Source organism: Acidovorax sp. sif0632 (assembly GCF_019218805.1).
Classification (GTDB): Bacteria; Pseudomonadota; Gammaproteobacteria; order Burkholderiales; family Burkholderiaceae_C; genus Acidovorax; species Acidovorax facilis.
Genome location: NZ_JAHUWW010000009.1, coordinates 261,353 through 286,010, shown reverse-complemented (window position 1 = coordinate 286,010; position 24,658 = coordinate 261,353). Strand labels below are relative to the sequence as shown.

The 24,658-nt window shown below is 64.9% G+C and carries 23 protein-coding genes; 4 read left to right on the top strand and 19 right to left on the bottom strand.

Annotation, left to right across the window (positions count from 1 at the left end):
* Nucleotides 1–17: 17 nt before the first annotated feature.
* The 10 genes from KW832_RS24200 to KW832_RS24155 all read right to left on the bottom strand — a co-directional run bounded on the left by KW832_RS24200 (nt 18) and on the right by KW832_RS24155 (nt 10,341).
* Complete coding sequence (locus KW832_RS24200) at nt 18–1,355, bottom strand: FliI/YscN family ATPase (RefSeq protein WP_218301759.1); 1,338 nt, start codon at nt 1,353–1,355, stop codon at nt 18–20.
* A gap of 20 nt (nt 1,356–1,375) precedes the next feature.
* A complete protein-coding gene (locus KW832_RS24195) occupies nt 1,376–2,035 on the bottom strand; it encodes a FliH/SctL family protein (RefSeq protein WP_218301758.1) in 660 nt (219 codons plus the stop codon).
* Nucleotides 2,032–2,628, bottom strand: a complete 597-nt coding sequence (locus tag KW832_RS24190) for a hypothetical protein (RefSeq protein WP_218301757.1) — start codon at nt 2,626–2,628, stop codon at nt 2,032–2,034. Before KW832_RS24190 ends, KW832_RS24195 begins: the two co-directional genes overlap by 4 nt.
* Before the next feature lies 1 nt (nt 2,629).
* On the bottom strand, nt 2,630–3,550 hold the full coding sequence (gene sctJ / locus KW832_RS24185; protein ID WP_218301756.1) for a type III secretion system inner membrane ring lipoprotein SctJ: 921 nt from the start codon (nt 3,548–3,550) through the stop codon (nt 2,630–2,632).
* Nucleotides 3,551–3,575: 25 nt separating this feature from the next.
* On the bottom strand, nt 3,576–3,995 hold the full coding sequence (locus tag KW832_RS24180) for a hypothetical protein (protein WP_255577931.1): 420 nt from the start codon (nt 3,993–3,995) through the stop codon (nt 3,576–3,578).
* Between the two features lie 15 nt (nt 3,996–4,010).
* Nucleotides 4,011–4,313, bottom strand: a complete 303-nt coding sequence (locus KW832_RS24175; protein WP_121421082.1) for a hypothetical protein — start codon at nt 4,311–4,313, stop codon at nt 4,011–4,013.
* A 178-nt stretch (nt 4,314–4,491) separates the two neighbouring features.
* Entirely contained in the window at nt 4,492–5,697 is a 1,206-nt protein-coding gene (locus KW832_RS24170; RefSeq protein WP_218301755.1) for a hypothetical protein, read from the bottom strand.
* A 50-nt stretch (nt 5,698–5,747) separates the two neighbouring features.
* Entirely contained in the window at nt 5,748–7,514 is a 1,767-nt protein-coding gene (sctC, locus tag KW832_RS24165) for a type III secretion system outer membrane ring subunit SctC (RefSeq protein ID WP_218301754.1), read from the bottom strand.
* Nucleotides 7,515–7,780: 266 nt separating this feature from the next.
* The gene (locus tag KW832_RS24160) at nt 7,781–9,823 is read right to left on the bottom strand and encodes an FHIPEP family type III secretion protein (RefSeq protein ID WP_370628782.1); all 2,043 of its coding nucleotides are present in this window, start codon (nt 9,821–9,823) and stop codon (nt 7,781–7,783) included.
* Complete coding sequence (locus KW832_RS24155) at nt 9,820–10,341, bottom strand: lytic transglycosylase domain-containing protein (protein ID WP_218301753.1); 522 nt, start codon at nt 10,339–10,341, stop codon at nt 9,820–9,822. Before KW832_RS24155 ends, KW832_RS24160 begins: the two co-directional genes overlap by 4 nt.
* Nucleotides 10,342–11,027: 686 nt before the next feature.
* Here KW832_RS24155 and sctU point away from each other — a divergent pair.
* Both sctU and fliO read left to right on the top strand, forming a co-directional pair.
* Nucleotides 11,028–12,308, top strand: a complete 1,281-nt coding sequence (gene sctU / locus KW832_RS24150; protein WP_218301752.1) for a type III secretion system export apparatus subunit SctU — start codon at nt 11,028–11,030, stop codon at nt 12,306–12,308.
* On the top strand, nt 12,305–12,730 hold the full coding sequence (gene fliO, locus KW832_RS24145; RefSeq protein ID WP_218301751.1) for a flagellar biosynthetic protein FliO: 426 nt from the start codon (nt 12,305–12,307) through the stop codon (nt 12,728–12,730). Before sctU ends, fliO begins: the two co-directional genes overlap by 4 nt.
* A 213-nt stretch (nt 12,731–12,943) precedes the next feature.
* Here fliO and KW832_RS24140 read toward each other — a convergent pair whose 3' ends face one another.
* A complete protein-coding gene (locus KW832_RS24140; protein ID WP_218301750.1) occupies nt 12,944–14,572 on the bottom strand; it encodes an iron ABC transporter permease in 1,629 nt (542 codons plus the stop codon).
* Nucleotides 14,573–14,690: 118 nt separating this feature from the next.
* Between KW832_RS24140 and KW832_RS24135 the strand changes: the two genes are divergently transcribed.
* On the top strand, nt 14,691–15,770 hold the full coding sequence (locus tag KW832_RS24135; protein ID WP_218301749.1) for an ABC transporter ATP-binding protein: 1,080 nt from the start codon (nt 14,691–14,693) through the stop codon (nt 15,768–15,770).
* Between the two features lie 85 nt (nt 15,771–15,855).
* Here KW832_RS24135 and KW832_RS24130 read toward each other — a convergent pair whose 3' ends face one another.
* The 7 genes from KW832_RS24130 to KW832_RS24100 form a co-directional block, all read right to left on the bottom strand.
* On the bottom strand, nt 15,856–17,088 hold the full coding sequence (locus KW832_RS24130; RefSeq protein WP_218301748.1) for a Yip1 family protein: 1,233 nt from the start codon (nt 17,086–17,088) through the stop codon (nt 15,856–15,858).
* A gap of 182 nt (nt 17,089–17,270) precedes the next feature.
* The gene (locus KW832_RS24125; protein ID WP_121505518.1) at nt 17,271–18,008 is read right to left on the bottom strand and encodes a 1-acyl-sn-glycerol-3-phosphate acyltransferase; all 738 of its coding nucleotides are present in this window, start codon (nt 18,006–18,008) and stop codon (nt 17,271–17,273) included.
* A 27-nt stretch (nt 18,009–18,035) separates the two neighbouring features.
* Nucleotides 18,036–19,331: a dihydroorotase gene (locus tag KW832_RS24120; protein WP_218301747.1), complete on the bottom strand. Its 1,296-nt coding sequence runs from the start codon at nt 19,329–19,331 to the stop codon at nt 18,036–18,038.
* Between the two features lie 79 nt (nt 19,332–19,410).
* Nucleotides 19,411–20,373, bottom strand: a complete 963-nt coding sequence (locus tag KW832_RS24115) for an aspartate carbamoyltransferase catalytic subunit (RefSeq protein WP_008903259.1) — start codon at nt 20,371–20,373, stop codon at nt 19,411–19,413.
* Between the two features lie 2 nt (nt 20,374–20,375).
* Nucleotides 20,376–20,897, bottom strand: a complete 522-nt coding sequence (pyrR, locus tag KW832_RS24110) for a bifunctional pyr operon transcriptional regulator/uracil phosphoribosyltransferase PyrR (RefSeq protein WP_055393349.1) — start codon at nt 20,895–20,897, stop codon at nt 20,376–20,378.
* The gene (gene ruvX / locus KW832_RS24105) at nt 20,894–21,313 is read right to left on the bottom strand and encodes a Holliday junction resolvase RuvX (protein ID WP_055393351.1); all 420 of its coding nucleotides are present in this window, start codon (nt 21,311–21,313) and stop codon (nt 20,894–20,896) included. The genes pyrR and ruvX overlap by 4 nt, the downstream gene beginning before the upstream one ends.
* Nucleotides 21,310–21,909 (bottom strand): YqgE/AlgH family protein, encoded by a 600-nt coding sequence (locus KW832_RS24100; protein ID WP_055393353.1) that lies wholly within the window; start codon nt 21,907–21,909, stop codon nt 21,310–21,312. The genes ruvX and KW832_RS24100 overlap by 4 nt, the downstream gene beginning before the upstream one ends.
* 21 nt (nt 21,910–21,930) lie before the next feature.
* Here KW832_RS24100 and KW832_RS24095 point away from each other — a divergent pair, with 21 nt between their 5' ends.
* Entirely contained in the window at nt 21,931–23,415 is a 1,485-nt protein-coding gene (locus KW832_RS24095) for a deoxyribodipyrimidine photo-lyase (protein ID WP_218301746.1), read from the top strand.
* 9 nt (nt 23,416–23,424) lie between these two features.
* Here the strand turns inward: KW832_RS24095 and KW832_RS24090 are convergent, their stop codons facing one another.
* On the bottom strand, nt 23,425–24,603 hold the full coding sequence (locus tag KW832_RS24090) for a PilT/PilU family type 4a pilus ATPase (RefSeq protein ID WP_218301745.1): 1,179 nt from the start codon (nt 24,601–24,603) through the stop codon (nt 23,425–23,427).
* Nucleotides 24,604–24,658: the final 55 nt, after the last annotated feature.

Below are 24,658 nucleotides of genomic sequence, written 5' to 3'. Positions count from 1 at the left end.
ATGCAGGCTGTTCACTGTCACCGCTGGAACTGCTGCAGCGCAGCGAGGGTTTGTTCGAAGGGAGTCCCCTCGTCGGGCCGCTGTCGCAACAGGGCCTGCAACGCGGGTTGGGCGGCGATGGCGTCGTCGGCCAGGGCGTCGCTGCCAGGCGCATATTCACCGACCTGAAGCAGGAAGCGGATTTCGTCGTGTTTGGCCATCAGTGCGCGCACGCGCAGGGCTGCGTCTTGGTGGGCGCGATCGGTGACGCGGTTGAACACGCGGCTGGCGCTGGCCAGTACGTCAATGGCCGGGTAGTGCCCCGCTTGCCCCAGCTGGCGCGAAAGCACGATATGGCCGTCCAGGATGGAGCGGGTCTCCTCGGCCACAGGATCGGAGCCGTCTTCATCTTCAGCAAGAACCGTGTAAAAAGCGGTGATGGAGCCGGACGCATCGTTACCCGCCCGCTCGAACAGGCGCGGCAGCTCTGCAAACACACTGGGGGGGAAACCACGGCGCACGGCCGGCTCCCCCACCGACAGGCCGATTTCGCGCAACGCACGGGCGTATCGGGTCACGGAGTCCATCATCAGCAGCACGCGCCGCCCTTGCGCGCGGAAGTGCTCGGCAATGGCGGTGGCGGTCTGGGCGGCACGCAGCCGCTCCATGGCGGGCCGGTCGGAGGTGGAGACAACGATCACCGAGCGGGCCAGGCCCTGGGGGCCAAGGCTGTCCTCCAGAAACTCGCTGACCTCACGCCCGCGTTCGCCGATCAGGGCGATGACGTTGACGTCGCTGTGTGCGAGCTTGGCAAGCATGCCCAACAAGGTGGACTTGCCACCCCCGGCCATGGCGAACACGCCCAGTCGCTGACCTTCACCAATGGTGAGCAATCCGTCGAGCGCACGCACGCCGGTGACGAATGGGGTATCAATGGGCCGCCGGGTCAGCGGGTTGGGTGGCTCGGCATGGAAGGCGCGGAGCGGCAGGTGGGCCGGGAGGGCGTGACCATCCAGGGGTGTGCCGAAGGCATCGAGCACGCGGCCCAACAGGGCGTCGCCCACGGGAATGAGTTCTCCGCTGTCCAGAGGCTCCACCTCGGCACCCATCGAGACGCCGTGCAGGTGCCCCAGTGGCACAAGAATAGCGTCATGCTCGCGAAGCCCGACGACTTCTGCGCGCAGCACATTGCCATGCGGTTGCGCGGGGTCACGAATCAGGCATTGCTGGCCGATGACGGCACGCAATCCACTCACGCGCAATGTGGTGCCAAAGGCTTGCACAACCCGCCCCCGGGCAGCCACCGGCTGCATGGAGCGCAGCGAGGCCAGGATGGCAGGATCGAGCAGAGGGCGGGGGGAAGCGTCGGCGTGCATGTCGCAAATCGGTGGCGCGCTCAGGCGGCCCTGGCTTCGGGGGCCGCCATCTGGCGCTGGGAGGTTTCAATCCGCTGCGCAGCACTTGCCAGGACGGTGTCGAGCCCGGCCAGCAACGCACCAGCCTGGGACTCCACCACACAGTCCAGTCCGTGGAGTTCTGTGTCGGCGAGGCATTGCACGGGCATGGGCAATTCGCGCGTGGCAAGTTGTGCGCGCACAGGCTCGACCAGCTCTGCGGGCAGGCGCAGGCGCACGGGCTGAGGAGGCACTACCTGCTCAAAAGCCTGCAGCGCCAGGGCGGTCACCACTTGATCGGGCGCCAGTGCCGACGCCATGCAACGCACCATGGCAGTGGCCAGCGTGACGAGGGCGCTGCGCAGTTCTTCACGCTGGTGCTGGTGCTGTTGCGCCAGCGATTGCAGCGCTGCTGCAAGCTGTCCCGACGCTTCCTGGTGGGCCTGTGCCAGCCCAACGGCAAAACCGTCGCGGTGACCTTGCTCGCAGGCCGCCTGCTGCGCCTGCGCAGCCGCGTCACGGGCACTGCTGGTAAGCGTTTGCAGCGCAGCGGCTAGGTCCAGAGCGCTCTCCAGCGCCTGAACGTGCTGCGCCGGCACGGTACGTTCCGTGGTGGCCAGGGTCAGGGTGGCGTCTTGGTGCAGGGTGAGCAGGTAACTCATGACGGTGTGGGCAACGGGGTTACGGGCTCGGTCTGCGGGGTAACACTGGCGGGTGCTGCCAGCGCTGGTGCGGCCGCATGTGCCTGCGCTAACGCGGACTGGGCCCAGGCCGGATGAGAGCCCACCGTGGGCAGCAAAGCCAGCGAGGCGCTCCAGCCAAGGTGGTGGGCAAGGCGCGCCTGGAGTTCGTGCACGCAACCCCACAGCAGCATCGCCTGACCCCAGGCACGAACGTACGACACGATCGTGTGGGCAGGCGGCAGCAGGGGCCGAGGTGCCCGCGCCAGCAGTTCCGGGGTGTCCGGAGCGTCAAGGGCAGCACGGAAGGGCCCGACCCCAACGCTGCGCGACAGGGGTGCGAGTTGCCGCCCGTCGATGCAGGCACGCAGCGACGCCTTGAGCCAGTAGATGCCAGACAGGGCACTGAGGGCGTCGCGGGCCGGCGCGGGATCGGCCACCCAAAGAGGACACAACATGAGCTGCTGCCAGCTCAATGGCTCGGCCTGCAACTGCCGCGCAAGCGCTGCCCGCGCGCGCCGCTGCGCGGCCACATGGGTCAACGCCGAGTCTTCCCCCAGGTCCACGGGCTGCATCTCAGGACTCGCTGCCGACACGGGGCTGCGCGGGGGATGCGACCGCAACGGCGGCGCCCCGGCGCAGCGGTGCCACTGCGGCGCCGACCATGGATGCCAGCCCGGTCTCGGCCAAGGCTGCCGCGGCTGCAGGGCGGCGCTGCCACCAGGCCATGGCCGCCACGGCGGCCGCTATGAGGCTAAGCAGCCCCGCCACCAGCATGACCATGCCGCCATACTGCGCCCACAAACCGCCAAGGAATGACGGCGGGGCCGCCGGTGGAATAGGTTCGGCGGGGAACATGGCAACAGTGACGTTGTCGTAGGGCAGCCCCTCCATGGCGTTGACTACGAGGGCTTTGATCTTGCCCGTCTGCTGGCTCAGGTCGACCCCGGGGCGGTGTTTGATGAACACCGAGGCCGTCGAGTGCTGGGGCTTGTCGGACAGGGGATTCTTCTCGGGCACAGAGACATGCACCCGTGCCTGCACCACGCCGTCAATGCTGGAAAGCGTGGCCGAGAGCTCTTGCGACAGGGCATGGGTGAAGCGGGCCCGCTCTTCGAGTGCCGATGACACGAAGCCCTCTTTCTTGAATACCTGGCCTAGGGTGTCGAAGGAGTCCCGTGGGAACCCTCCGGCGTGCAAGATCTCTACAGCGCGAGAAAAGTCGTCAGGCCGGGTGCTGACGACAAAGGCCTTGCCGTCGCGCGAGGCCGCTTTTTCTGCATGCAGGCCCGCATTGCGCAACACGGCCACCATCTCGTTGGCTTGGCGCTCGGTCAACTGGCCATACAGCTCCTGCTGGGAGCATCCGGCCAGGAGTGCCAGCGTGACCGTGACGAGGACACGCGCGGGCCAGGAGGGTGTCCTAGCCTTGCGGGCGTTGGCCCCGGGAATGGGGCAAGTGCGCAGGTGCGTTCTGGCAGAAAGTAGCGGTCTCATGCGATATAGCGGTCAAGGCGGGCGGTCAGGCCTGCTGGCGGAACAATTGTTGCAGCCCGTCAGAGGTGCGGTTGGCGATATTGGCGGTGAGCTGGCTGTGGAACAGAAACTCGTGCGCCCGGACGGTCAGCATGACCATCTCACCCGGTGTCATGTCGTTGCCCGCTGCCATGGCCGCTTGCGCATGCTCCTCCAGCGAGACCGCCTCGGCGTTGATGTGTTCGAGCGGCTTGAAGAGAGCCTGCATCCCCTCGCCCATTGCCTGCACAGGCTGGGCCTGCAGCGTGCTGCCCGCGCCCGCTTCTGCACGCGCAATAGCCTCGTGAAAGCCGGACATGTCGGTCAATGAGATGCCATAGCCGGCCTGGACGGAGCTCTGCCCCGCCGAGACGCCGACACTGTCTGCGCCCGAAAGCGAAAGGCCCATGGTGGTAGTGGCGTTCATGGTGTCAGCGCCACATCACTGTTTGCGGGCCATGGTTTCCAGTGCCGTGCCCACCGATTGCAAGGAGGTGTGAGCACTGTTGGACATGAAGCCCATTTGTTGGGCCAGCATGGTCATGTGGGTGATGTGGGCAGGCTTATCGTTGCCGTCGGCCAGGGCATCCCCTGCGGCCTCGATTTCACTCGCTTTGGCGTCCAGGGTCTTGCCCCAGGCATCGGCCATGACCTCGAACCAGCTAGCGCCTTTGCCGCTGCGGCTTTGGGAGCTGCTCAGTCCAGTGGTGGCGACCATTGCCAGCGGATTGATGGAATTGCTCATGCTCTGACTCCTACTTTGCAGGTGGTGCTGGCGGTGATTGCCAGCGGGGTGGTTGAACAAGGGGTCGGTCCGAGGACCGATGTGGCACGGTGACGTTTCAAGATTTGAGGTAAACGTGGTGCGGTGGGCTCACCTGGGTGCCCAGATGCGCTGGTGGTGAAGCGGCTCATGCGGGGCTTCAGAACGACAGGACGCTGGCCACGCCCTCGCGTTCCATCTGCACCTTGTCGGACAGGATGGCCACAATGCGGTGCCCACTGGGCAACATGGCCCCCTCAAAGTAACGGGTGCCGTCCACGGTGACGAGGTAGGCAGGCTCTCCGGGCACGATAGCAGCGACACGCTTGCTAGGATCGTGGATGGCCGATGCAGCTGGAGGCGGCGTAGGGGGAGCCTCGTTGACAGCGGCCAGCTGCTGCAAGCCCGGCACATCACGGCGAGCCAACGCCTGAACATGCTCAAGCTGCCGCGTATCAGACACCGCCGTGCGCACCCGCACCACCCCCGCACCAGCAGCTTCCACTTGCGCAGCGATGCCGTTGAGTCGATAGACCTCGGCCACACTGGCTGCCACCTGCTCATTGACCCATACCGAGAGCCGGGCGGGCGAACGGTCTGCAAGCGCCTTTTCCAGTCGGGTCTTTTCAGCCTGGGACTCCAAGTGCCCGGTCACGTACAGCTGCCCGCTGCGGGACTCGACATTCAGTGTGGGCATCCCCAGGTGCGACAGGGTCTGGCGGATGTTCGCGGCGTGCTCTTGCGGACTCAGGGTGGAAGGCCCCATGGCCCAGGCCAGGGTGAGGGTGCACACAGAAACGCCCACCAACGCGGTGCCGCCCAGCATCAGGCGCGAGCGCCAGCGCTGCAAAGGGGACGTCTGGCCTGCCGCCATGGCTGCAGGGTCCTTTGCTGGCGTAGCTGCGGCAGAGGAGGCCTGCGAAGCAGATGCACCCATACCAGCATGCGAACGCGCCTCCGAGGCTGCTTCTGAAGCAGGAGCAGACTCTTGCGCATGCGGTGTAGCCGACGTGGCACCTCCGTCTGGTGCCGCGTCGGTGAATAGCGGCGCCCATTGCTGCGCACCGAGCTGACCCACGGCAAGCCGGATCCCTCCGACAGTGAACGGCTCGTACAAGCCCAGCTCTGCGCGCGCGCCTGCCTCCAGCGTCCTGTGGGCTACGGCACCGCCGCCCTGCTGCACCTGCAACACCAAGATGCCTGTGGGCGAAAACGACAACACAGCAACGCCTTCGGCCTTCTGAAGCACGACTTCATTGATCCAGTCCTGTCCGATGCGCAGCGTCTGCCCAGGCTGAATGACAGAAGATGCGCCACGCTGCTCGCCGCTGAGAACGCGCAGTTCGTACAAAGTTTCTGTGCTCATTCCACGGTACTCCTCGGCCCGGACATGCGGGCCTCGTTCGCTCGATTCGTTCACGGCGCCTGCTCACCCAACCCCTGGGCTACGCCAGGCCTGGGATCGCCCGTCGCGGGGTTGCGGGTAGACGTTATGGTCTCTTCCAGTACAGGCATGGGTGGGGCAGCCACGGCGCCACCGGGCCGCAGTGGCCCCGTGGGTGCTGATGCATTGGTCGCGCGCCGTGCAGGGATGAGGCGGGGCGAAATGAGGAAGAGGCGTTCCACCCGCTCTTGCTGATCGTTGTTCGAGCGGAACAGCGCGCCCGCCAGGGGGATATCGCCCAGGAATGGAACCTTGGAAACCCCTTCGCTGCTGGACTCCTTGACCATGCCGCCAATTAGCAGGCTCTCGCCCGCGCCGATCAGCGCCTGGGTATTGATGGAGGAACGCTCGACGATGGGGATCGAATCAACCTGACTGGCTCCATTGATGCCGCCGTCTTCGATCTGGACGAGCAGCTTGATGCGCACGTCTGAGCCTTCCTGGAACACATGGGGCGTGACACGCAAGGAGGTCCCTGCCGACACCTTGTAAAGATCGACTTGCTCTCGACCTGCCACGCGCACGTAGAAACTCTTGTTGGTGTCAAAGAGCGCCTCGACGTTGGACAGCGTCATGACCTGGGGGCTCGAAACAATGCGGGCTACGCCCTTGTTCTGCAATGCATTGATTCGCGCCACAAAGTTGTTGCGCCCGCCCAGCACCAGGGACATGAATCCGCCCTCGCCTGCTGGCGTAATGCTCTGAACCGGCGTGCTGCCCAGCAGACTGGTGTCGCTGGCGGTGCCATTGCCAAACAGGAAGGAATAGCGGTCGCCACTCAGGCGCCAGTTGATACCCATCTCACGCAACTTGTCGGTGCTCAGGTCGATGATGGTGGCTTCGATCTCCAGGGCCTGGGGCTCAATGTCCAGCGACTTGATGAGCTCGTCGTAGTAAGGCAGACGCTCCGGGAGGTCTCGCACGATCACTGCATTGAGACGGGTATCGGCCTCCACACGGGCCTGGTTCGCGACCGAAGCCGCGCCCAGGCCTTCCAGCAACGCCGCGTCCACGGTGGCCACCTGCACACCTCCTACGGCTCCAGGTCGGCCGCCCCAGGCTTGCTGCACGGTTTCGGCAGAGGCCTGCATGGGGTTGGCACCAGCGGCTCCCAGCGTGCCTTGTCGAGCCAGCCCCTGGCCGCGCAGACCCGGCTCAGAGGCGCCCCGATACTGCGTCAGTGCCGGTGACGGGTTACCTCGCTGGGCTGTCAGCAAAGAACGCAGGATGCTTGCCACACCAGGGATGACCGTGACGGTGCCGCCGTACTGGGCACTCACATCCTGGGCCCATGCGTATTTCAGGTAGTACACCTTGAAACCCACGGGAGCCAGCGTGGTGGACTGGCTTTGCTGACCTGAAGCCAGTTCGCCGACCAAGTCTACAAACCGTCGGTTTCCGCTGGCGATGAGCCCACCACTCTGGCTCACACGCAGGGTGTTGCGCGAGTCCATGATGTTCATGTCACGCGCGGTATTGATGACCTGGCGAGCGTCTCCCTGGCGCATGGCAAAGGTGCGTGTCGTGACCTCTGCCGGTGTGTACACATGCACGACGGCGCCGTCGTAGTAGGCCATGAGCCCAAATGAGCGCTGGATGCTGGAAAACACTTTTTCGGCCGTACCTCGGAACACGCCGTTGACCGCGCCCTTGACACCAGAACTTACCGACACGGGTACATCCATGGTCCCGAAGAAGTCCTGCAAGAACGCCGCAATCGGCTGCTCTCGCACGGTCATATCGACCTGTCTCTCCCCGAAAGGAATGGGCGAGGCCTGCACCGCCGTGGCGCACAACGCCCAACCCAACGCACAGCCTGCCGCCCAGGCGCGCCACGCGCCCGCCTTTGGCCCCGACAGCAACGGACTCCAATTCCCCTTAGCTACTACTCCCATTCTCACTCCCTTGTTTGAACTCATTGTTGGTATCAGCGCATACGCTCATCGGCGAGGCTGTTGAAGAACAGACTCCGCCTGAAAACAGTCGGCGACTGCCGACCGACTTACTACGACGCCCCCTGTAACATGGGGGCGTCGTCTTTTCCGACATGGGCCAGTACGCCCAGGTGCAGCGTCGGAACCAATTCGTGGTAACTGAGCACTGGAGTGTCAAAGCACTCGATCTCGATCAACTTGCGTACGTGGCGGCGAATGTCCACCGCCGTCACGATGGCTGCTGGCCGGTGATGTGCGATGGCCTGCGTGAATTTCTGAATCAACTGCGTGGTTTGCGCAGGATCGAGCGCCAGCTGCTGCACCCCGCCGTTGACCCGCACAGCGGATCGCAGCAGCTCCTCGACGGAGGGATCGATAAGCAGCGCGCCCAGGCGGCCGATCGGCGCGTAGCGATAGCACAGCTGGCGCTTGAGTCCGATCCGGACCAGTTCCGTCAGAGCGAACACATCTTTCTCCCGCTGGGCCGCATCGGCGAGGGTCTCCAGGATGTCGCGGAGGTTGCGGATGGCCACCTCTTCTTCCACAAGGCGACGCAGGATTTCAGCCACCCGTGCCAGAGGCAGAGCACGAAGGGTTTCCTTGACCACATCGGGCAGGTCGGCGCTGGCACGGGTCAGCAAGAGGTTGGTTTCCTGCGTGCCCAAGAACAGCGCGGCGTTGCGACGGAGAGCTTCCCGCACGGCCGCGGCCAGTGCCGCCGCAACACCGTCAGCCACCATGTCGCCCTGGGCAACCGGCACCTCGTGCACCATCAGGCGCCAAGCAGGCGCTGGCGCGGCTGGTTCGAGGGCCAGTGCGCTAGACCCCGGCACCGCTGGCGCCGGCGTCTGAGCAGGTGGCGCGGGCACCATGTGCACATCGATGCGCGGCAAACGCAGGCCCAGGTGCAGCTGAAAATGGTCGAGCACGCCTTCAAGGCCGTGCAGCAGGTCACGGCTGTCTTCGCCGCGCAGGTGCCCGGCAGGCAACTCAAGTAGGAGGGGCACGTTGGGACGCACCGGGATGGCATCGGTGAACATCAACTCGGGGGCGTGCGCGGGCTTGCGGCGCACAGCCACCAGCTTCGGCCCGATCCAGCGTTCCCAGCGCTCCCGCCACGCGGGCGTCAGCATGGCCCCAACCCCAAAGAACACAAGACCCAGCAGACCAAAGACCACCGCGGGAAAGCCAGGCACGGCCGCGAAAAGAAAACTCAGGCCACCGGCCACCAGCAACACGCGGGGCTTGGCCGTCAGTTGTCTACCAATGGCGTCGCCCAGATGTTTGTCATGCTCATCGTCTGTAGTGCGCGTCACCAGCAGACCTGCGGACATGGCCCCCAGCAATGCGGGGATCTGCGTCACCATGCCATCACCAATGGCAAGGATGCAGTACTTGATGGCCGCTGCCGACATGGGCATTCCCTGCTGGAGCACCCCCACGGCCAGCCCTCCCAGCAGATTAATGATGATGATGATGATGCCCGCGATGGCATCGCCTTTGACAAACTTCATGGCGCCGTCAAGGCTGCCGTTGAGCTTGCTTTCGCTTTCCAGTTGGCGACGGCGACGCCGGGCCTCGTCCTTGTCGATCAGGCCTGAGCGAAGGTCCGAGTCGATGGACATCTGTTTGCCAGGCATGGCATCCAGCGAGAAACGCGCGGCGACTTCAGCCACGCGCTCCGAGCCTTTGGCAATGACGATGAACTGCACCACGGTAATGATGAGAAACACCACCAGGCCCACCACGAGATTGCCGCCCGCCACCATGTTCCCAAACGTGTCAATGATGTGGCCAGCTTCGCCGTGCAGAAGAATCATGCGGGTTGTCGCGATCGACAGCGCCAGCCGAAAAAGCGTGCTGATCAGCAGGACGCTGGGGAACACGGAAAATTCGAGCGGATTGGCCACATAGATGGCCAGCAGCAGCAGCAAAACACCGCCCGAGATGTTGACGGCCACGAGGGTGTCAAGGGCCCAGGTCGGCAGCGGCACGATCATGAGCGCGATGATGGCCACGATGCCAGCCACCAAGGCGATGTCGGTGTACCGCGCGAGCCCGCCACCACTGCGGTCGGCACGCGCGGCCGACCGGAAATAGCTAGCCAAATTCACAGCGAGTCTTTCCCTGTGAAGGCATGGCCCGCTTGCCTGGCGCTGACCCCGCGCAGCAGCACGTATTCGGCAAGCACTTTGCGGACGTAGTCCTGAGTCTCGCGGTAGGGTGGGATTTTGCGTCCGTGCTTTTCTACGGCGCCCTCACCGGCGTTGTAGGCGGCAAGCACCAACTCCAGGTCATTGCCAAATCGCTGCTGCAAGGTTTTGAGGTACCGGGCGCTCACCCGCAGGTTCGTCTGCGGGTCGTGCAGTTGCTCTGCGCCCTCCACGCCAAAACGGCGCGCGGTCGGGGGGATCACCTGCATCAAGCCTCGGGCTCCTGCATGCGAGATGGCATCGGGCTGGTGACGGGACTCCACGCGAGCGATGGAGTGCAGCAGCAACGGGTCGATGTCGTGCTCCTGCGCGGTGCGGTCTACCAAAGGTGCCAGCCCGACGGGGCTGCTGGTTCGCAAGGGCTGGGCGTCGGCGCTGCGCGATGGCATGGCTGTGCGGGGCGGGAGCTTGCCGGTCATGGCAGGCTGCGCTGTGCGGGCGCCTGCACCGACAGGCAACAGACGCGACGAGGTGTGGCTATACAACCCCATCTGCGCAGCCAGAACTGGTTTGCTGGATTTGGCGGCAGACACTTGGCAACCGCGAACAAGCGCTTCGGCGTCCCGTTGCGCGGGTGTCAACAACTGATCCCACCCGACGGCACATGCGGCTGTCGGCGCTGGCGCCAAGACCGCAGGTCCAAGTGCAGCGTGGGTCAGCCCCCCAAGGCCCAGTCCGCAAGTCCCCATGAGGAACCACATCCCAGGGAGCCTCGCCAAGGGCCGAACCAACAAACGTCGGGCAAGCAGATGAACACGATGAGACGATGGGGAACGCACAAACAGACTTTCGCTTTTAGAAGCAGACTCAGACACGAACGCAACAAGGTAGAGCTAGTGTTTCCGCTCAGCCTTTCGAATTTGTGGCAAAAAGTGCTGCTTCACGTATCCATTTGTCAGCAACGAAACACAGATGCAACGCACGCCCATTGCTGGCACGTGCTTTCGCTTGCATCCTGTTTCAACATTCATGTGACCGTTGGCGCACTGCCCGACACTTCAGTTTTGTGCACCGCTGCCAAGCTTCCCCGTGATGCTGCAGCGCCTTGAGCCCAGGGCCTGCACGGCCTGCGGCCCCACCCGATTTCCAACAGGACTCTCCGCCCATGGCCGGCCAAGACGACAGTGGCGACAAGACAGAAAAGCCGACACCCAAGAAGCTTCAGGACGCTCGGAAAAAGGGCGAGGTTTCCAAGAGCAAGGACCTGACAGCGACAGCAACATTGCTGACCGTGCTGCTGCTAGCCACTGTGGCCTTGCCGATGGTGGGGCAGCAGATGACGTCACTGATTGAACTGAGCCTGTGGGGATTGCAGGTCCCTTTTCCTGAGGCACTCGCCCAACTGGGGTGGCAAGCGCTGCGCACGTTGCTGTTGCTGGTGGGGCTGGTGGTGGTACCCGTTGCGGTGGTCGGCGTCCTGGTGGAGTTTCTGCAGACCGGCCCTGTGCTGACGATGGAGAAAATCTGGCCCAAGGCAGAACACCTGAACCCCGCCAGCGGCCTCAAACGCATGTTCTCGCTGGACAACCTGGTCGAGCTGCTCAAGTCACTGCTCAAGACCGTGCTCGTGGCCGTCATTGCCTGGATTGCGCTGAAGGACTTGCTGCCCGATCTGCCACTGCTTGCCCGCGCGAAGCCAGAGGCCGTGGGATCGGCTCTCTGGCAAGCCAGCTGGACGCTGCTGGCATGGGTCACGGGCGCGTTTCTCCTGGTGTCGGCGCTGGACCTGGCATGGCAACGCTACAGCTTCATGAAGAAGATGCGCATGAGCATGCGCGACATACGCCAGGAAATGAAGGACGCCGAAGGCGACCCGCATCTCAAGGGCCATCGCAAGCAGCTGCAGCAGGAGTGGGCTCAGCAAGGCGCCAACAAGGCGGCAGCCAGTGCCCATGTGCTGGTGGTCAATCCCACCCATGTCGCGATTGCCATCGACTACCATCGCGACCGATGCCCGGTGCCCACGGTCATTGCCAAGGCACAGGACGATGATGCTCTGGCCATGAGAACCGCCGCGCAGGAGGCCGGCGTTCCCGTACTGCGCAACATCGAAATCGCCCGTCAATTGCTGGCCGACACAGAGCCCGGCGACGTCGTTCCTGCGGAGCTGTTCGACATCATCGCGACCGTAATCCTGTGGGCGCAAGATGTGCGCTATGAACTCGAACGTGCCTCGCAGACCTCGCATGCGAAGTCTTCCACAGAGTCAGAACCGCACCGTCCTCGACGCCCCGCTCCTGGTGAAGACCTGACCCGGTACCCGCCCTCTACGGCCCATGACGCAGCGGGCGCAGCCGCCACCCCCGGGGGCTGGAGAACCAACCGCTTTGCCCGCTATGTTCCCAGACGGTGGCGATCCAGAGCGGCCACTGACACTGCATCATGAACAAGCATTCACATACAGACACCGCACAGCCTTATGAAGGCACTGCCCCTGCCCAATTGGTCGAGGTGACGAGCCCCCAGACCACTGCCAGCGTGGTGCTCCCGAATACTGCGACATATGGCGTAGCTGACGCGCCCGCAGCCCCACTGGCCGGAGTGCTGGGTACCGTATTGGCACTGGCATTCGTGCTGGCCCTGGCCTGGATACTTCTGAAGGTGCTGCAGCGCACCGGCATCGCGCGGAATCGAAGTGGTAAAGCCGTGCTCCAGGTCGTGCAGCAAATATCTCTTGGCGGGCGAGAGAGAGTGGCCCTGGTCCGGCACGGGGACCGAGAATATCTGCTGGGGGTGACACCGCACCAGGTACATCTGCTGGCTGAATCCGCTCCTGAAGGTAGAGCGAAATCGCCGACTGTTCCTTGACGCGTTCATGCAGGCATTGCGGCAACTGCGTGCGCTCCCATGGTGGCTGTACCAAAGACTGCGGGGCACCCTCGGTAGGGTGTCAGAGGTGCCTGCCGCTGCGCCTTCTCCTTGGGCTGTAAAAAAGCTACCACATGGCAGCTTGTTTTCTACGCTGGAGGACCATGCCCTTGGGCGGGCGCACCCACCCATTCAGTACCGCAACTCAGCCGCTCACCCTTTGCTGCGCAGCGTCCGGCTAAGCAGGATCACGGGCACCAACCCCACGGCCACCAGCGCCAGAGACGGCAACGCCGCCTCACCCAGCCGCTCGTCGCGCGCCAGCTGGTAGGCCACCACGGCCAGGGTGTCGCTGTTGAAGGGGCGCAGCACCATGGTGGCGGGCAGCTCCTTCATCACGTCCACAAACACCAGCAGCGCGGCAGCAGCGGTAGACCGCTTGAGCAGCGGCCCATGCACGCGCGCCATCAGGCCCACGCTGCCCATGCCCAGCATGCGGGCAGAATCATCCAGGCTGGGGGGAATTCGCGCGTAACCGCTCTGAATGGACTGCAGCGCCACCGCGCAGAACCGCACCAGGTACGCCCATACGATGCCCAACGCCGTGGCCGTGACCAGCGCGCCCACGCCCCACTGCGGCATGGCCGCCTGCAGCCACCCCACGGGCAGCAGCAGGCCCACCACAATGACGGCACCTGGCACGGCGTAGCCCACGCTGGCCAGTTGCACCACGCCGCGTGTGATGGCGTCGGGCCGGCGGCGCACTGCAAATGCCAGCGCCAGGGCGATGACCACGGCCAGCACGGCGGTGATGCCCCCCAGGCGCACGCTGTGCCAGGCCCATTCCATGAAACGCTCCCACGGCAGCACCGACCAGTCGGCCGCCAGCGGGCGCAGCATGAAGAGAACTGGCGCCACAAAACCCATCACCACCGGTACCGCGCATACCACCCAGGCGGCCCAGCGACGTGCGCCGCGCAGCGCCAGGGGCTGTGCCTCGGCCGAGCCTGCGCGCCCGCCGCCCGTGGCGAAACGCATGCGCTTTTGCGCGCGATGTTCCAGGTGCAGCAGCGCCATCACCACCACCAGCAGCATGGTGGCCAGCTGCGCGGCGGCCAGGCGGTTGTCCATCGACAGCCAGGCCTTGTAGATACCGGTGGTGAAGGTCTGGATCCCGAAGTAGCTGGCCACGCCAAAGTCAGCCAGCGTTTCCATCAGCACCAGCGCAACGCCTGCAGCGACTGCCGGGCGTGCCAGAGGCAGCGCCACGGCGCGGATGCGGCGCGACAGCGGAGCGCCCAGCAGGCGCGCGGCCTCCATGAGGTGCGCGGCACGCTCGCCCAGCGCCGTGCGCGCCAGCAGGTACACATAGGGGTACAGCGAAAAGATGAACACCCACACCGCGCCGCCCAGGCTGCGCACCTCGGGCAGCAGGCGGCCTTCCAGGCCAAAGGTGTTGCGCAGGCCCACCTGCAGCGGGCCGCTGAACTGCAGAAAGTCGGTGTAGGCATACGCGGTGACATACGCGGGCATGGCCAGAGGCAGCAGCAGTAGCCATTCAAACGTGCGGCGGCCCGGGAAATCAAACAGCGTCACCGCGGCTGCCGTGCCTGTGCCCACAATGGCCGCGCCCAGGGCCACCAGCACGCTCAGCCACAAGGTGGTCCACACATAGCCGGGCAACACGGTGGCCGCCATCTCGCGCAGGATGGCGCCCGCCTGCGCATCGCCCTGCCCCACGGGCAACCAGGATGCCAGCACGGCCAGCACGGGCAGCGCCAGAAACCCCGCGAACAGGATCAAAGGGATGGTGCGAAAGGCAGAAAAAGGCGTGCGGCGCAAGGCGAGTGGCTCGGCAAAGTAAGAAAGCGCACACCCGCTGGCAGGCTCAGGCCGGGCAACGATCAGGAATGCAAATGCGAATTTTAAGCATTCGTCCCTGCCCGCCTAGAATCAAGCGATGTTTCTAGAGGTCTCCCAACTCGAAGTGCGCTACGCAGGCCGCCCCAACGCGGCGGTGGAAGGCGTCACGCTGGGCCTGCATGCAGGCGATATCGGTGTGTTGATCGGCCCCTCGGGCTGCGGCAAAACGACACTGCTGCGCGCTGTGGCAGGGCTGGAGCCCGTGACGGGCGGCGAGATCCGCCTGACCAAAAGTGTGGTCAGCAGCGCCACGCTCAGCGTGCCGCCCGAGCTGCGGCGCATTGGCATGGTGTTCCAGGACTACGCGCTGTTCCCGCACCTGTCGGTAGGCCGCAACGTGGCGTTTGGCATCCACCAGTTACCCCGTGCCGAGCAGGCCGCGCGCGTGGCAGAGGTGCTGCAACTGGTGGGGCTGGAGGGCAGCGAGAACCGCTTTCCGCACGAGCTTTCTGGCGGGCAGCAGCAGCGTGTGGCCCTGGCTCGGGCCTTGGCACCACGCCCGCAGCTCATGCTGCTGGACGAGCCTTTTTCGAACCTGGACGTGGACCTGCGCGAGCGCCTGGCCCACGAGGTGCGCGGCATTCTGAAAGCCGCTGGCGCCACCGCCCTGTTTGTGACGCACGACCAGTTCGAGGCCTTTGCCATTGGCGACGTGATCGGCGTGATGCACGAAGGCCATCTGCACCAGTGGGACGATGCGTACACGCTGTACCACCGCCCCGCCACACGGTTTGTGGCCGACTTCATTGGCCACGGCGTGTTCGCCCCTGCCACGCTGCTGCAGCGCGGCAACAACGTGGTGGCGCAGACGCCGCTGGGCGAGCTGACCGACCTGGAAGAATGCCCCCTGCCCAGCAGCTACCCCGGTGGCGAATGTGATGTGCTGCTGCGTGCGGACGACATCGTGCACGACGACCATGCCCCCGTGCAGGCGCAGATCGTGCGCAAGTCGTTCCGGGGTTCGGAGTTTTTGTATACGCTGCGCCTGGCCAGCGGCCACACGGTGCTGGCGCATGTGCCGAGCCACCATGACCACGCCTTGGGAGAGTGGATAGGCATCCGCGCCCAGGTGGACCATGTGGTGACGTTCCCCCGCGAACGGGGAACCACCATCTAAGCCAAAATAGGCTCTAGCGCTTATCCACAAAGCGCTGGTTGCTATTATTTTTGATACCCCATGGCACCACGGCGCACTGCAGTCTTCAGGATTTGCCCTTGCGCTGCAGGCTTTCCAGGGCATTGAGATCCACCTGCGACATGAAGCCCCGCAGATCCTTCACGCCGATGTTGTCGCCCTCAATGCTGACCACCAGGCCATTTTTCAGGATGGTCTTGAACTCGGCATGGCTGCCGTCCTTTTCATAGCGCTGGTGCAGGGTGCGGCCACCCTCCTGCCAAGTCTTCTCGGCGCTCGTTGGGTCTTCTTTTTCGCCCTGGGCCATGCCCATGGCCATGACCGCCATCTGCCCCAGGCCACCGATGTCCACGATCTCCAGGCGCACCTGCTTGTCATCGCTGCCGTACTGCGCACTGGCCTGGCTGGTGGGCAGGCCCAGGGCGGCACCGTCCTGCAAATCAAAGCCCGTGCGCGGCAGGCCGGCGAGCTTCTCGGGCAGTGCCGCCTTGAGCGATTGCGCCGCAATGGCCTGGCCACCCCCCAGCGCACCTGCGGCGGCCTTGGCGGCATCACCAGCAGCAGCGGCAATGGCGGCGGGGTCCTGGCTCTTTTGCGCTTCTTCCATCTTGCGGGCGGCCTCTTCCATCTTCTTGCCTGCGGCCTCCAGGCCGGCGGTGTCGATGGACACCTTGCCGCCCGGCGTATTCATCGTGATGGCGGGCGCGTCGGCCCCGCCAAACATCGCTCCGCCACGGGGCAGAAAGAGCGCACTGACGGCGCCGATGACCACCCCCATCACAATGGCCGCGATGATGACCACCACGGTGTAGACCACCGACTTGTCGGGGGCGTTTTTCATGAGCACCGGCAGGCCGGTGTAGAGCAGGTAGATGGAGTACAAAGCCGCCAGCAGGCCCAGCACGGATAGTGCAGGCAGCAGGCTGAACACCCCGCCCAGCATGGCCGCCGTGCTGGCATACACCGCCACCTTCAGGGCCTGGATGGAGTTTTTCTGGCCACCAAAGGTGGAGGCCAGCGCATCGATGATGAGCCCGAGCACGAAGATGCCCACGAGGCTGAGCACATACGACACCACCATGTTCACCAGCCCCGAGACAAAGGGCACGCGGATGGTGACGCCAAAGCCCCCAAAACCGATCAGCGACATGCCAATGAAACCGCAGACTGCCGGAATGGCGGCCAAAATCATGGCGTAGCGGGTGTACAGAGTGGCGGCGTCGGTGCTCTCGGCCTCAATGGTGACCCAGGTGTCCTTGGGTTGCAGAAGAATGCTCTTGGCGCGCTCAATCAGGTTCATGGTGCCCTCCCGGCAGTGTGGGTGAGCCTGCCCACGCATTTGCAAGCGCTTGCAGGCGAAAGACGCGGACGATACGGGAAATTGCGTGCAATAGAGATCGGATGTGCAGACCGCGCGGCTGCAAACGTGGAATATGCACGCTTTTGCCCACGGAAACCACCCCCTGCCCCCAGAGCGCCAGCTCAGGCTTTGCGCAACTGATCAACCGTATCGTGCAGGTGCTGCGTCCAGGTACGGCGGTCGCGCTCGCCCGCCAGCTCGGGGGGGCCGTAATGCACCACAGCCTCGATGGGCGGGGCGCACAGCGTGCGCCAGATGGAGCCCACCAGGGTTTCGTCGCCGATGTAGCTGGGCGCAAAACTGGTGGCACCCGTGGCCTTGTCGGCAAAACGCAGGCCCACGGGCTGCACCGGAGCCTGCGCCACCACAGCGGCTTGCAGCAAATTGGCGTGAAAAGGCAGCATCTCGCGCCCATCGCCCGTGGTGCCCTCAGGGAACACGGCCAGCACCTCGCCCCGCTCCAGCGCCTCCTGCATCGACCGGACCATGCGCAGCGCATCACGGCGCGAGCTGCGCTCGATGTAGAGCGTGCCTGCGGCCGTGGCCAGGGTGCCGATCAGCGGCCAGCCCTGTACGTCGGACTTGGAGACAAAGCGGCAATGCCGCGCCGCGTGCATCACCGGGATATCAAGCCACGAGATGTGGTTGGCCACCAGCATCACCGGGCCGGTGAGCGGGGGCTGACCCAAGATGCGCAGGCTGATGCCAAGGTGCGCCAGCAGCTGCAGCGACCACACCTGCACCCGGGCATGCTGCTGGTCCGGCGAGAGCGCTGGAAAACGCAACGCCACGATGGCGAGCCCTTTGACAATGTGGCCCAGCAGGCGCAGCAGGCGCCAGCAGGCACGCAAAGACTTCACCGCAGGGCCTCGCAGCGTCGCACTACATCAACCCCGGTCAAAAGCCACCTGGCCACCGACGAGGGTCATGCGCACACAGCCAGGCAGTTCGTAGCCCGAGAACGGGGTGTGTTTGCCCTGGCTGCGCAATGCGTCGTCCTGCACCGTCCACGCCGCCTGCGGGTCAAAGATGCACAGGTCGCCCACGCCACCTTCCACGATCTGGCCGACGCTGGCCTGCAGTGTGCCCAGGGCGCTGCCGAGCACGCGCGCGGGTTCGGACGTGACGGTGGCGAGCGCACGCTGCAGGGGCACACCGCTGTCCTGCGACCACTTGAGCGCGAGCGACAGCAGCAGCTCCAGCCCCGTGGCGCCGGGCTCGGCTTCGGCGAATGGCAAGGTCTTGGCGTCTTCATCGACCGGCGTGTGGTCAGACACCAGAGCGTCGATGGTGCCGTCGGCCAGCGCAGCGTTCAGCGCATCGCGGTCGCGCTGCTGGCGCAGCGGGGGCGACAGGCGGGCGCGGCTGTCGAAGAAGCCGATGTCCACGTCAGTGAGGTGCAGCGAGTTGATGCTGACATCGGCCGTCACCTTGAGGCCCTCGGCCTTGGCGCGGCGCAGCAACTCGACACCTGCGGCGCTGCTGATGCGGCACAGGTGCACACGGGCTCCCGTGGTCTTGAGCAGTTCAAAAATGGTGTGCAGCGCAATCGTCTCGGCCGCCACGGGCACGCCCGAGAGGCCCAGGCGCGTGGCCAGCGGGCCGCTGGCGGCCACGCCCTTGCCCAGGTGCATCTCCTGCGGGCGCAGCCACACGGTGTAGCCAAAGGTGGCGGCGTATTGCAGCGCGCGCTGCAGCACCTGGGTGCTGGCCAGCGGCACCTCGGCCTGGCCAAAGCCCACGCAGCCGGATTCGGTCAGCTCGGCCATCTCGGTCAGCACCTCGCCGGCCAAGTTGCGCGTGAGGGCCCCCAGAGGGAACAGACGCGCCTGGTGCAGCTTTTCGGCGCGGAACTTGAGCATCTCGACCAGGCCGGGCTCGTCAAGCACGGGGTCGGTGTCGGGCGGGCAGACCAGGCTGGTCACGCCGCCGGCCACCGCGGCGGCCATTTCTGATTCGAGCATGCCTTCATGCTCGTGGCCGGGCTCGCGAAGGCGCGCCGCCAGGTCCACCAGGCCGGGCAACACGATGCAGCCAGCAGCATTGATGGTGCGGTTGGGCGCAAAGTCGGGGGGCACGCGGTTGACGCTCACGATGCGGCCTGCCGCCAGCGCGATGTCGCAGGTCTGGTCAAGCCCCGAAGCGGGATCGATCACACGGCCGTTCTGGATCAGTATCTTCATGATTTCAAGCCAAATTGGCTGCTAGCGCTTATTGGATATGCGCTAGCAGCTATGAAAACAGGAGTATTCATTCCAAGCGTCATGCTTCGTTACCAGCAACGATGGACATGACAGCCATACGGACCGCAATACCGAAAGTCACCTGCGGCAGGATCACGCTCTGCTTGCCATCGACCACGGCGGAGTCGATCTCCACGCCCCGGTTGATGGGGCCGGGGTGCATGACGATGGCGTCGGGCTTGGCCAGTTGCAGCTTCTCCTGCGTGAGGCCGAAGCTCTTGAAATACTCCTGGCTCGACGGCAGCAGGGCACCGCTCATGCGCTCGTTCTGCAAGCGCAGCATGATGACCACGTCGGCGTCCTTGATGCCTTCTTCGAGCGTGTGGCACACGCGCACACCCATTTGCGCCATGTCGCTGGGCACCAGCGTGCGCGGGCCCACCACGCGCACTTCGGCGCAGCCCAGCGTGGTGAGGCCGTGGATGTCAGAACGCGCCACGCGCGAGTGCAGCACGTCGCCCACGATGGCCACAGTGAGGTTGCTGAAGTCCTTCTTGTAGTGGCGGATGGTGTACATGTCCAGCAGCCCCTGCGTGGGGTGGGCGTGGCGGCCATCGCCTGCGTTGATCACGTGCACATGGGGCGCCACGTGCTGGGCAATGAGGTACGGCGCGCCGGATTCGCTGTGCCGCACCACGAACAAATCCGCCGCCATGGCCGACAGGTTGGCGATGGTGTCGAGCAGCGATTCGCCTTTGCTGGCCGAGCTGCGCGCGATGTCGAGGTTGAGCACGTCGGCCGACAGGCGCTTGGCCGCGATCTCGAAGGTGGTGCGGGTGCGCGTGCTGTTCTCGAAAAACAGGTTGAACACGCTCTTGCCGCGCAGGAGGGGCACCTTCTTCACTTCGCGGTCGTTCACGCTCACGAAGTTGGCCGCCGTGTCGAGGATGTGCGTGACGATGTCGCGCGGCAGGCCTTCGATGGACAGCAGGTGGATGAGTTCGCCGTTGCCGTTGAGTTGGGGGTTGCGCTTGTGCAGCACGGTCAGGCCTCTTTGACTTGGAATTGGAAGATGCCGCTGTCGTCACGCGCCAGGGCCAGCGACTGGGCGGCAGGCAGGGCCACACGCGCGGCGGCAAAGTCGGCCTGCACGGGCAGCTCGCGCCCGCCCCGGTCCACCAGCACGGCCAGGCGCACGCTGGCGGGGCGGCCGTAGTCGAACAGCTCGTTGAGCACGGCGCGGATGGTGCGGCCGGTGTAGAGCACGTCGTCGAGCACTAGCACATCGGCACCGTTCACATCAAACGGCAGCGCCGTCTGCGCGCTGGCCGACAGACCGCGCTGGGCGAAGTCGTCGCGGTGCATCACCGACGAGAGCACACCGGCGGGGCCTTCGAGGCCCAGGTCTTTTTGCAGGCGCTCGGCCAGCCAGGCACCGCCCGAGGCAATGCCCGCCAGGCGCGTGGTGGGGGTCAGCATGCTGCGCACTCCGCGCAGCAGTTCGCGGTACAGCGCCTCGGCATCAAGCACCAGGCTGCCGGACACTCCGGGGGAGGGGGTGGTCATGGGAGATTCCTCAAAAACTGTTCCAGGATGATGCAGGCCGAAGCGGCGTCGGCATCCTTGGCGCCACCTGCGATGGCTTCGGTGGTGCTGTAACGCTCGTCCACCTCGAACACCTGCAAACCAAAGCGGCCGCGCAGCTGGCGGCCGAACTTGAGCGCGCGTTCAGTGTTCTCATGGCTCGCGCCATCAGGGTGGTAGGGCACGCCGATCACGATGGCGTCGGGCTGCCACTCCTTGATGCGCTGCGCCACCTGCACAAAACGGGCGTCGCCCTCGGCCTTGATGGTGGCCTGCGGCGTGGCGCTGCGCAACATGCGGTTGCCCGTGGCGACCCCCGTGCGCTTGAGGCCAAAATCGAAAGCAAGAAAGGTCTGGAAATGCGCAGGAACGGCGGGCTGAACGGGCAGGCCGGTCATGCGTGCCCCGCCTCGGGCGACAACATCCAGGCCTTGAGGCCCAGCAGCGAAAGGGCCCGGTCGTAGCGCTCGGGCACAGGGGTGTCGAAGATCACGGACAGATCGGCCGCCACGGTGAGCCAGGCGTTCTCGGCCAGCTCCGATTCAAGCTGGCCCTCACCCCAGGACGAATACCCCAGCGTGATGAGCACGCGGCGCGGGCCTGCGCCCGTGGACAGCGCTTCGAGCACGTCCTTGGAGGTGGTCATCTCCAGCCCGCCGGGGATGGTCATGGTGGAGGCATATGCCGATTCATCGGTTTCTGCCTTGTCCATGAGCATGGGCTCATGCAACACAAAACCGCGCTCGGTCTGCACCGGGCCGCCTTGGAAAACAGGTTCCTGGGTGAGATCTTCGCGCCGCAGGGACAGGTCTACCTTGTCAAAAAGGCCTTTGAGGGTGATGTCAGAAGGCTTGTTGATGATGAGGCCGAGTGCACCGCGTTCGCTGTGCTCGCACAGGTAAACGACGCTGCGCGAGAAAGACTCATCTTCCAGACCGGGCATCGCAATCAGGAAGTGATGCGTCAGGTTGATGGGCGCAGAATCGAAAGACATTCGGCAATTTTAACGGTGAACATGGCCCCCTCCTCCGAGCCCTCGTACCCCAGCGGTCTGGTCTGGTTCCGCCGCGACCTGCGCGCGAACGATCAGGCCGCTCTTTACCGCGCACTGACTCAATGCCAGGAGGTGCACTGCGCCTTTGTTTTTGACCGCGAGATCATCGACGCCCTGCCCCGGGCTGACCGGCGGGTGGAGTTCATCCGCGAGTCGCTCGTGGAGCTGGATGAAACGCTGCGAACGCTTTCCGGGCATGAACAGGGTGGCCTCATCGTGCTGCATGCAGTGGCCAGTGATGCCATTCCAGAACTGGCCAACGCCCTGGGCGTGCAGGCCGTGTTTGCCAACCACGATGACGAGCCCCAGGCCCTGGAACGCGACCGACTGGTGCGCACACGGTTGGCCGCTGCCGGAAGGGCATTTCACACCTTCAAGGACCACACCATTCTGGAACGCAGCGAGGTGCTGACGCAGACCGGCAATCCGTACAGCGTGTTCACACCGTACAAGAACGCCTGGCTCAAGAAGGTGGATGCGTTTCAACTCACCGGCTACCCCGTGGAGCGCCATGCACACCGGTTGGCACCGCGCCCGCAGGCGCACTGCCAGGCGGTGCCCACCCTGGCACGCCTGGGTTTTGAGGCCACGGCCCTATCGCAGCTCAATCTGCCCACGGGCGCCAGCGGCGCGCAGCGGCTGTTCAACGACTTCCTGGGCCGCATCGAGCGGTACGAGGACACGCGCAACTTTCCAGCTGTCAAAGGGCCCAGTTACCTCAGCGTGCACCTGCGTTTTGGCACCATCTCGCCGCGCCTGCTGGCACGCACCGCGCACGGGCTGATGCTGCAAGGCAACCCAGGCGCCGCCACCTGGCTCAGCGAGCTGATCTGGCGGGACTTCTACTTTCAGATCCTGCACCACCATCCCCATGTGGTGGGCCACAGTTTCAAGCCCGCGTATGACGCGATCCAGTGGGAATCAGGCCCCGAGGCCAACACCCTGTTTGCCGCCTGGTGTGAGGGGCGCACGGGCTACCCGCTGGTGGATGCGGCCATGGCGCAGATCAACCAGACGGGCTACATGCACAACCGCTTGCGCATGGTGGTGGCGAGCTTCCTGGTCAAGGATCTGGGCATCGACTGGCGCTGGGGCGAAGCCTACTTCGCCACGCACCTCAATGACTTCGATCTGGCCGCCAACAACGGTGGCTGGCAGTGGGCCAGCTCCAGCGGGTGCGATGCCCAGCCCTATTTCCGCATCTTCAACCCCGTGAGCCAGAGTGAAAAGTTCGACCCCGAGGGTAAGTTCATCCGCCGCTATCTGCCGCAGCTGGCGAGTTTGCCTACCAAGGCGTTGCACGCGCCCTGGCTGGCGCGCCCGCTGGAGTTGCAGGATGCGGGAGTGCGGCTGGGGGATACCTACCCGCTGCCGGTGGTGGAGCACGACGCAGCGCGGCACCGCACCCTGGAGCGGTATGCGGTCGTAAAGTCTGCTGCGGTCTGATCCCCGCACTCACCGGCGGGTGGCAGGCGGTGGAACGCTGTCGGGCCCAGCGGGCTCATCCGGGCTCATCTGCATGCCCTCGCCCCCCAGCGGCGCCCCCGCCGCCAGCCGAAGGCGCAGCCGCACATCGGTGCGGTTATCGGCATTGGCAATCGCTTCTTCGGGCGATATGGCACCGGACTCGACCATGGCCAGCAAGGATTGGTCGAAGCTCCACATGCCTTGCTCTGCGCTGCGGGTAATGGCGGTCTTGAGTTCGTCGATCTGCCCCTTCTGGATCAGCTCGGCCACATAGGGCGTGAGCAGCATGATTTCGGTGGCAGGCACCAGGCCACCCGCCAGCCCCGCCACCAGGCGCTGCGCTACGACAGCGCGCAGGTTGAGGGACAGGTCCATGAGCAATTGGCGGTGGGCGTCTTCGGGGAAGAAATTCACAATGCGCTGCACCGCCTGGTTCGCATTGTTGGCATGCAGTGTGGAAACACACAGGTGGCCGGACTCGGCATAGTGCAGCGCGTGCTGCATGGTGGCCCGGTCGCGGATTTCACCAATCATGATCACGTTCGGCGCTTCCCGCATCGCGCGACGCAGGGCCTCGTCATAGGACAGCGTATCGAGCCCCACCTCGCGCTGTGTCACGAGTGACTTCTTGTGGGTATGAAGGTATTCGATGGGGTCTTCCACCGTCAGGATATGCCCGCCCGTGTGGGCATTGCGGTGGTCCAGCAGCGCTGCCAATGTGGTGGTCTTGCCAGAACCCGCCGACCCTACCGTGAGTACCAGCCCCCCTTTGAGAAACGCCAGTTGCTGGAGCACGGGCGGAAGGCCGAGCGCCGCCAGGCTGGGGATCTGGGCAATAACATGGCGGATCACCATGCCTACCTGCCCACGCTGCCGGTGCACATTCACACGAAACCGCTCGCCCTCCGGGGTCTGCAAGGACAGGTCGCACTCCATGGTGGCATCGAACTCCTGCCGCTGCGTTTCGCGGAGGATGGAATACGCCATCTGCCTGACATCGTCGGCGGACAGCTGCTGCTGCCCCATGGCCACAAACACGCCCTGCCGCTTGAGCGTGGGTGGCGCACCCGCCATGATGAATAGATCAGACGCCCTTTCCTGCACCACCACAGCCAGACAAGCCAGGAGGCGAGGGTCCGGAGAAGGTACAGTTGCCGTCGGCTCCATCAGGACAGCCTCCAAAGGAAAGCCGCCGTGGCCAAGGCCCGCACCAACAGGCATA

Excerpts from the sequence above, each read along its gene's own strand:
- KW832_RS24200 (WP_218301759.1), bottom strand. The coding sequence starts at position 1,355 with ATGCACGCCGACGCTTCCCCCCGCCCTCTGCTCGATCCTGCCATCCTG.
- KW832_RS24195 (WP_218301758.1), bottom strand. The coding sequence starts at position 2,035 with ATGAGTTACCTGCTCACCCTGCACCAAGACGCCACCCTGACCCTGGCC.
- KW832_RS24190 (WP_218301757.1), bottom strand. The coding sequence starts at position 2,628 with ATGCAGCCCGTGGACCTGGGGGAAGACTCGGCGTTGACCCATGTGGCC.
- sctJ (WP_218301756.1), bottom strand. The coding sequence starts at position 3,550 with ATGAGACCGCTACTTTCTGCCAGAACGCACCTGCGCACTTGCCCCATT.
- KW832_RS24180 (WP_255577931.1), bottom strand. The coding sequence starts at position 3,995 with ATGAACGCCACTACCACCATGGGCCTTTCGCTTTCGGGCGCAGACAGT.
- KW832_RS24175 (WP_121421082.1), bottom strand. The coding sequence starts at position 4,313 with ATGAGCAATTCCATCAATCCGCTGGCAATGGTCGCCACCACTGGACTG.
- KW832_RS24170 (WP_218301755.1), bottom strand. The coding sequence starts at position 5,697 with ATGAGCACAGAAACTTTGTACGAACTGCGCGTTCTCAGCGGCGAGCAG.
- sctC (WP_218301754.1), bottom strand. The coding sequence starts at position 7,514 with ATGACCGTGCGAGAGCAGCCGATTGCGGCGTTCTTGCAGGACTTCTTC.
- KW832_RS24155 (WP_218301753.1), bottom strand. The coding sequence starts at position 10,341 with ATGACCGGCAAGCTCCCGCCCCGCACAGCCATGCCATCGCGCAGCGCC.
- sctU (WP_218301752.1), top strand. The coding sequence starts at position 11,028 with ATGGCCGGCCAAGACGACAGTGGCGACAAGACAGAAAAGCCGACACCC.
- fliO (WP_218301751.1), top strand. The coding sequence starts at position 12,305 with ATGAACAAGCATTCACATACAGACACCGCACAGCCTTATGAAGGCACT.
- KW832_RS24135 (WP_218301749.1), top strand. The coding sequence starts at position 14,691 with ATGTTTCTAGAGGTCTCCCAACTCGAAGTGCGCTACGCAGGCCGCCCC.
- KW832_RS24130 (WP_218301748.1), bottom strand. The coding sequence starts at position 17,088 with ATGAACCTGATTGAGCGCGCCAAGAGCATTCTTCTGCAACCCAAGGAC.
- KW832_RS24120 (WP_218301747.1), bottom strand. The coding sequence starts at position 19,331 with ATGAAGATACTGATCCAGAACGGCCGTGTGATCGATCCCGCTTCGGGG.
- pyrR (WP_055393349.1), bottom strand. The coding sequence starts at position 20,897 with ATGACCACCCCCTCCCCCGGAGTGTCCGGCAGCCTGGTGCTTGATGCC.
- ruvX (WP_055393351.1), bottom strand. The coding sequence starts at position 21,313 with ATGACCGGCCTGCCCGTTCAGCCCGCCGTTCCTGCGCATTTCCAGACC.
- KW832_RS24100 (WP_055393353.1), bottom strand. The coding sequence starts at position 21,909 with ATGTCTTTCGATTCTGCGCCCATCAACCTGACGCATCACTTCCTGATT.
- KW832_RS24095 (WP_218301746.1), top strand. The coding sequence starts at position 21,931 with ATGGCCCCCTCCTCCGAGCCCTCGTACCCCAGCGGTCTGGTCTGGTTC.
- KW832_RS24090 (WP_218301745.1), bottom strand. The coding sequence starts at position 24,603 with ATGGAGCCGACGGCAACTGTACCTTCTCCGGACCCTCGCCTCCTGGCT.